The organism is Pseudolactococcus hodotermopsidis, assembly GCF_011170085.1.
Lineage (GTDB): Bacteria > Bacillota > Bacilli > Lactobacillales > Streptococcaceae > Pseudolactococcus > Pseudolactococcus hodotermopsidis.
The window spans coordinates 1-6,337 of the sequence record NZ_BLLI01000088.1; the positions used below are offsets into that span (position 1 = coordinate 1).

General features: G+C 33.5%; 13 protein-coding genes. 5 read left to right on the forward strand and 8 right to left on the reverse strand.

The annotated features are described in order from the left end of the window. Positions 1-197 precede the first annotated feature (197 nt). The 3 genes from Hs30E_RS10125 to Hs30E_RS10135 form a co-directional block, all read right to left on the reverse strand. Positions 198-1,385 (reverse strand): tyrosine-type recombinase/integrase, encoded by a 1,188-nt coding sequence (locus Hs30E_RS10125; protein ID WP_172209828.1) that lies wholly within the window; start codon positions 1,383-1,385, stop codon positions 198-200. A gap of 102 nt (positions 1,386-1,487) precedes the next feature. After that, positions 1,488-2,195 (reverse strand): potassium channel family protein, encoded by a 708-nt coding sequence (locus Hs30E_RS10130; protein ID WP_172209829.1) that lies wholly within the window; start codon positions 2,193-2,195, stop codon positions 1,488-1,490. Between the two features lie 31 nt (positions 2,196-2,226). After that, the gene (locus Hs30E_RS10135; RefSeq protein ID WP_172209830.1) at positions 2,227-2,610 is read right to left on the reverse strand and encodes a helix-turn-helix domain-containing protein; all 384 of its coding nucleotides are present in this window, start codon (positions 2,608-2,610) and stop codon (positions 2,227-2,229) included. 151 nt (positions 2,611-2,761) lie between these two features. Here Hs30E_RS10135 and Hs30E_RS10140 point away from each other — a divergent pair, with 151 nt between their 5' ends. Next, positions 2,762-3,007, forward strand: coding sequence for a helix-turn-helix domain-containing protein (locus Hs30E_RS10140; protein WP_172209831.1), 246 nt, complete (start codon positions 2,762-2,764; stop codon positions 3,005-3,007). Between the two features lie 180 nt (positions 3,008-3,187). Here the strand turns inward: Hs30E_RS10140 and Hs30E_RS10145 are convergent, their stop codons facing one another. Genes Hs30E_RS10145 through Hs30E_RS10155 form a run of 3 tightly spaced genes read right to left on the reverse strand, consistent with a single transcriptional unit; the run spans position 3,188 to position 4,045 of the window. After that, positions 3,188-3,460, reverse strand: a complete 273-nt coding sequence (locus Hs30E_RS10145) for a hypothetical protein (protein ID WP_172209832.1) — start codon at positions 3,458-3,460, stop codon at positions 3,188-3,190. Further along, positions 3,447-3,827: a hypothetical protein gene (locus Hs30E_RS10150; protein ID WP_172209833.1), complete on the reverse strand. Its 381-nt coding sequence runs from the start codon at positions 3,825-3,827 to the stop codon at positions 3,447-3,449. Before Hs30E_RS10150 ends, Hs30E_RS10145 begins: the two co-directional genes overlap by 14 nt. Further along, a complete protein-coding gene (locus Hs30E_RS10155; RefSeq protein ID WP_228462049.1) occupies positions 3,824-4,045 on the reverse strand; it encodes a helix-turn-helix domain-containing protein in 222 nt (73 codons plus the stop codon). Before Hs30E_RS10155 ends, Hs30E_RS10150 begins: the two co-directional genes overlap by 4 nt. A gap of 93 nt (positions 4,046-4,138) precedes the next feature. Here Hs30E_RS10155 and Hs30E_RS10160 point away from each other — a divergent pair, with 93 nt between their 5' ends. Next, on the forward strand, positions 4,139-4,333 hold the full coding sequence (locus tag Hs30E_RS10160) for a helix-turn-helix transcriptional regulator (protein ID WP_172209834.1): 195 nt from the start codon (positions 4,139-4,141) through the stop codon (positions 4,331-4,333). A 37-nt stretch (positions 4,334-4,370) separates the two neighbouring features. After that, complete coding sequence (locus tag Hs30E_RS10165) at positions 4,371-4,577, forward strand: hypothetical protein (protein ID WP_172209835.1); 207 nt, start codon at positions 4,371-4,373, stop codon at positions 4,575-4,577. On the opposite strand, the gene Hs30E_RS10170 is transcribed toward Hs30E_RS10165, so the two are convergent. Continuing rightward, entirely contained in the window at positions 4,549-4,782 is a 234-nt protein-coding gene (locus Hs30E_RS10170; RefSeq protein WP_172209836.1) for a hypothetical protein, read from the reverse strand. The genes Hs30E_RS10165 and Hs30E_RS10170 overlap by 29 nt on opposite strands. A 111-nt stretch (positions 4,783-4,893) precedes the next feature. Here Hs30E_RS10170 and Hs30E_RS10175 point away from each other — a divergent pair, with 111 nt between their 5' ends. Both Hs30E_RS10175 and Hs30E_RS10180 read left to right on the forward strand, forming a co-directional pair. Further along, the gene (locus Hs30E_RS10175; RefSeq protein WP_172209837.1) at positions 4,894-5,262 is read left to right on the forward strand and encodes a hypothetical protein; all 369 of its coding nucleotides are present in this window, start codon (positions 4,894-4,896) and stop codon (positions 5,260-5,262) included. Between the two features lie 451 nt (positions 5,263-5,713). After that, a complete protein-coding gene (locus Hs30E_RS10180) occupies positions 5,714-5,875 on the forward strand; it encodes a hypothetical protein (RefSeq protein WP_172209838.1) in 162 nt (53 codons plus the stop codon). On the opposite strand, the gene Hs30E_RS10185 is transcribed toward Hs30E_RS10180, so the two are convergent. Then, positions 5,865-6,077 (reverse strand): hypothetical protein, encoded by a 213-nt coding sequence (locus Hs30E_RS10185; RefSeq protein WP_172209839.1) that lies wholly within the window; start codon positions 6,075-6,077, stop codon positions 5,865-5,867. The genes Hs30E_RS10180 and Hs30E_RS10185 overlap by 11 nt on opposite strands. Positions 6,078-6,337: the final 260 nt, after the last annotated feature.

The following is a 6,337-nucleotide window of genomic DNA, read 5'->3' on the forward strand; positions in this document are numbered from 1 at the left end:
CATAACGAAAGTTTAACAGATTTTTTATGAAAATTAAAGCGGTTAGGGAAATAATCGTCTGAAATAGCTATTTAACTTGTGAAATTTCGGAATTTGTCGGATAAATTAAATTTATGAAATGACCGTGCTAAAACGGCTTAACAGTGGGATTGAGCAGACAGTAAACGAATTAAAAATAAATTTTGTTAGCTTTTTTGTCAACTACTGAGTGATTTTTGATATTCCGCAAATACATCAGCGACTTTATTAGCATTCTCTTTGCTGAGATGGCTATAACGATTCATCGTGATGCCAATATCTGAGTGTCCCAAGCGTTGAGAAATTTCTTTATACCCGACACCAGAGTTTAACAAAATGCTGGCATGTGTATGACGAAAGATGTGAAAGCTGATACCTTTTTCGTGGATACCTGATTTTTGTAAGTCAATTCTGAGCTTACAACGCATGTTACCTGGTCTATAATATGTACCAATATCGGTAGCGAAGATGATATTATTTGACGAAATCTTTGTTTGACTAAAGATGAGATTTTGGCGCTGGCGATAGACTTTAAGCATCAGTTTTGTGCTTACGTCAAATGAGACATCTCGGATGCTAGATTCTGTTTTGGGTGTCTCGATAAGATTGCCTTCATTGTCAACGGTATGACCAACATGCAATGTGTTGTTATCAAAGTCAATATCAGACCACGATAATGCGAGAGCTTCGCCGATACGAAGTCCAGTCGCAAGCAGTAGTTGATAAAGTGTCTTTTTCAAAAAGACAATCTCCTTGTCTGGCAATGTCTCAAGATAAGCGCGCCATTTTATAAGCGTTTCTGTGTCAAGATAATTGATCGTCTTAGTTTTTCGGCGCTTAAGTTTTGGTAGAATGACATCAAGTGCTGGATTTTCAGAAACCACTCCGATATTTTTCCCATATCGGAAAATAGTTTTAATCATGGCTAATATAGCACCATAAGATTTTGTCGCATACATCGTATTTCTATCAGAATTATTGGCATTAGCTGCCCACTGATTGACAATTGTTTGGATAAGGCGCGTGGTAATTTTGTTTATTTTATAATAGCCAAGCGTAGGTATGATATAATTAAAGATGAAATTTTCTTTATTGACGATAGTTGTGTGTTTTAGACTAAGTTTGTGGTTATCCCACCAGCTAATCGTCAAGTCTTGAAATGTTTTAAATGCAACATTATCAAGACGAGTGTTGCCGTTTAGATGAAACTCAGTAATTGCTTGCTGAGCTTTCATCTTGACGGCTTTTTTTGTGCTTGCAGTTATATTAGTTTGCACCTTTTTCCCAGTAAAAGCATCTACGCCGAGGTAGACACTGGCACGATAGACGATTTGACCGTTCTTTTTAGTGACTGTTTTGATGTTCATAATTAAATCCTTTTCTAACGTCAGGCAAGGCGTGGGATTTTATGAAATCAATGATTTGGTGGCATAAGTTTTTGGACGTTGCCAGTGGTCAAGCTAATATAATTATTTTTCGTCAATTTTTTGGATTAGTAAATCTAGTTTTGTGTTTAAATTTTTAATTTCCTCTTTTAGTTCAGCGGTTTCATCTTTTTCATTGTTAAAAAATGATACAATCGTTGATGAAAGCATGCCGATGATTGAAATGCCTAGCAACATCAGAATGATTGCGGTTATTTTTCCGATAGATGTTACAGGACTTATATCGCCGTAACCAACGGTTGTTGTCGTTACGATAGACCACCAGACTGCCTGTGCGAACGGGATTTTTTCAAAATTTGAATAGATGATTGATGATGTAAAAATTAATGCAAAACTTGTATAAAGTAAGTAAATAAAGCCATTTGTATTAAAGAAAACTTTTAATCGACTTCCTAATTTACCAGAAATACCGAAAACACGTAAGAATTTAGCAAATTTGAACATCTTCGACATTCTAGTAATTCTGAAAATCCGTGCAATTCTAAAAAACGATAGCATGGAATCAAAAGGAATAATTGCCAACAGGTCAAATAAATTTTGACGGAAAAATTTAGCTTTATTTTCAGCTTTTGTGAATCTAAAAATATAATCGTAGGCAAAGATACCTAAAATACTCCAGTCAATTTGTAAGTAGGGCGATTCTTTCAAGGAGATTGAACCAGTAAAATCAAGGATTGTTAGGGATATGGAAGTGATTGCTAGGGCAATTATGAATAAATCATATTTTTTCAATGTGACATTCCTTTATTATCTGGCAGCAATCTCAACTTGCTGTATTTTGAATCTCGTTTGTTTTAGTAGCCTTTTCAGCCTGTGCATACTCGAATTTTGCGAAGTTTAGGATATTAGCTTGCGAATTTTTGTCAAGTTTTTCCATTATTTCGATTGTTTCGGTAATTATTTGCGTTTTTTCGGTGGCTTTATTTTTTTTGCTCAATTGTGTAAGCCCTAACAATTGACTTGATGAAAGGTCAAGTGCTTCTGAAATGGTTTGAATTAAATCTAAAGGGAATTGTCGCTGTTGGTTTTCGTATCTGGATAAGGTTGATTTTGGGATATTCATTCTTCTAGCAACTTCAGAAAGCGACAAACCTAATTCTTTTCGCCTGTTTATAATAATGGAGATAATTTGTTCATTGGTGTTCATAAGTTACCCCTTTCGTTATTTGATACCATTTTATCACAAAAAGTTCCCGCATGGGAAACTTTTTTCAATTTTTTTCAAAAAAGTGTTGACAAAAAGGTACGAAAGATTTAAAATAATATTGCAACCAAATGTCAACGAAAGGAGGAAGGAAATGTTTGTTAATTTAAAACGGCTTAAAGCTGAGCGTGTCGCAAAAGGAATGACTCAAGATGAAATCTCTAAAAACCTAGAATGGAGCAAAGCAAAATACACAAAACTAGAAAACGGATACAGTAAACTTGGCGCAGATGATTTGGCGAAAATTGCCAACATCATTGGAATTGAAGATATGAATATTTTTTTTAATTTCGATGTTGACGAAATGGAACGAGAAAGAACAAAACAGCTAGTCAGCTAGAAAGGAGCAGACAAAACAGTTGGCGGAAACTTGTTAGAAAATTGAGGAGGAACAAAAGCAAATGATTGTAAAGAAATTGTGGGATTATGTAAAGATTCACGGCGTATTTTATAGTAAATATCCATTTAGTCACGGAATGATTTTTGCTTTATTGCTTCTGCTTATTGGACAAATATTTCTTTAGTTGTTGAAAAAGAAAGCTAAAACAATAGTTACTATTATCCCTATGTACCACATTATATCTTGATGATGAGACTTGATAATATCATCAACTTTATCAGAAAGTTTTATTCTCGCCTCTTTCTCTTCGCTTAAAGATTTTTCCAGTGATTTCACTTTTTCCGTAAGACTAATAACGGTATCTCTAGTATCTTGATAAAAATTATTATCTGTCTTGGGAGTACCTACGCTTATTGGCGTACCAAGACTTGAAAGTATCTTATTTCCTGACATTATTCTCCTCCACTATATAAATTTCGGTTTGAGATTCTTCTAATAATATACCATTTTTAAAAAGAGAGAATGTGAATTTGTAGCTTTGAAATGGCGTTACTTCAGATATTGTTAAAGGAAGAGTGAGTTGAGTTATAAGTAGTCCTGTATCTCCTAAATCAATTATTTTTCCAACAGGTATTTGACCATTGAATAATTCTCCACCAGATGATGTGATTGAAATTTCAAACTTTTGTGGTTCATCATCTAATATCAAATTTGCTGTGAGTTCTAGCGGTAGAATTACACATGTATTCATAGTTCCCATAAATATTGATGCGGGGGAAGAGTTTGGTGATGAGGCATAGAAAAAATTAATTTTGTTCATAAGTTTATTTCCTTTTTATCGGTACGTCCTACGAGATAGTCTAGCGATACGTTGAGAGCATCAGCTAAATTGATAGCGATTGATAACTTTGGCTCACGTCTGCCATTTTCGTAATTTTGTAGACCAGCCTCTGTTATTTTGGCTAATTCTGCAAGTTGTTTCTGAGTTAAAGAGCGTTCTAATCGTACACTTTTAAGGCGTTCTTGAAAAATAATCATAAAATCTCCATTTTTTAGTTGACATTAACAAATGTTAGTGGTAAGATATATTTACATTAACAAACGTTAGTGTAAATAAAAAAGAAAGGATATATGAACAATTTGAAAAAAGAGCGTGAGGCAGTTGGTCTCACACAAAAGAAAATTGCGCAGTTGATAGGTATTTCAGAACATGGCTATCAAAATTACGAAAGCAATCGAAGAATACCGAATGTCTACACTGCTCAAAAAATTGCAAAGATTTTGGGAAAACAGGTCGAAGAGTTATTCCCACTATCTAAATTATAACAAAAAACGCACAAACGTGCATAGAAAGGAAACACTATTGAATAAAATTAAACTAACAGAGAGTAAAGAAAAACTGATTCATATTGGGATTTTAGACGAAGAAACAAAAAAATTACTTTCTGAAATTACGAAATTGTGTCGGCAATCAAAATTGAGTTATATTCAAAAAAACGAAGCACTACATCAAGCAGATGCAGTACTTTATTATGAATGTATTAGTAAAGATTCTCAAGGTCATTGCTAACCTCTTTCAAGTGTTTATCACGTTGTTCCGCTGTCGCTCCAACGACGTAAGCGGTACTGTAATAAGCCTGACCATTGTCTAGGATTTCGGTGAGTTTCGGGCCAACTGAAATTAGTAGCCAACCTTGCTCAAGCTTTGTATTAGCATCTTTTTCGGCGGAATCATTGTTAAATTCTAAGACATAAACAATTTTTGAATAATCCATGTTTTCACTTCCTTTCTGATTATTTCAAGTATTGCCGTACTTGATAGGTTAATTATATCAGAATGGGGGTGGAATAACACAAATCAGCTAGTCAGCTAGAAAGGAGACATTATGACTGAAGAAAACGAAATTTACACATCGCCGAACATGATACCAACCGTTGAAATATCAGAGCGATTGAAAAATGAAATTCTTGAAGAATCAAAAACAGCTCAGTTTCAAAGAGAAACCGAACTGTCAAAAGAAATTTTGTGTTGTGCAAAGCATGTGCAATCTAGGGCGCAAAAATTAGTTAATACATCAAATTTGCATCAAAAGAATGAATTGCTGCAAGAAATTTCTGAAATTTCTTCTAAGATTCAAAAAAAAGTTGCCTATTCGGCTAGCCTTTCAAAGTTTGGTATTGACTTTGAAACTGACAATATCAAAATCGCAGTTGGAACTGACAAAGTAAAAATCCAACGTATCTCGATTGATTGATAAGTCGTAGATGATGTTTTCATTTGATTCAACTGGTTCAATGTTTTCGTTCACATAAGCGATTACTTTGATAAAAGATTCAAACGGATCATTTGTCCATTTTGGCCAACCAATCCGGCTATTTAAGAATGAAGTGAAATCATTTCCGATGTCAGAGAATTCGGAACAAGCATCTTTATAGATAAACCGATTGTTAGAAGTGTCAGCAACCATTAACACTTCAGATTCATGTTTGAAAAAATTAGCTGTTACGAGTTGGTTATCAAACTTGACAACCAGTTTTACATCATATTTGAGTACTTTTTTCATAAAATACTCAACACAACGTACTTGGAATATATTCATAACTTTACCTCCTTTCAGATTATTTCAAGTATTCCCGTACTTGATAGGTTAATTATATCAGAATTGGGGTAGAATGTTACAAATCAGCTAGAAAGGAAAATAAAAAATGAAAGCAGAGAATGAAGCATCTGCGAACTTAATAAAAGAAATTGCCAAATTTTCTATTAAGATGCTACAGTCTGAAGAAACAAAAAACAACCCTGAAATGGTAGTCGCCATTTCAGAGCTGTTGAAAATTGGTTATATTTCAAGTGATTTTAAGATATGATAACAAATGCAATATCATTAGAATGAACTGACACTTGATTGGAACCAATGAAATTGATTGTAACATTTTTGGGAAACTCAAATTTAGAAAAATCGTCAATTATTGTGACAAATTTATCGCCCACTAGATAAGTAATTTTTTTAAAGTCATCAACAACTAAGTTTACGCCCTCGACCTGATTTAAACGAATATTTGCTTTCATGTTGTCTCCTTTCTATAATTATTTTGAAATCAAGAATGGTAGTTTTGGTATTAATGGATTTTCTGTGATTTCAATAACTATATTATACCAATTGTTCAATATATAGTCAATCGCACTTTACTATATATTGTTGAAAATATCATTCGAAAGTGATAATGTCCTAAGTAGGTCGAAACATAAAATGTCCCAAATGTTAAACTAATACTTATGAAAAGGATATTACTCACTGTGAATGAATTGAAAAAGTATCGTGTTATCAA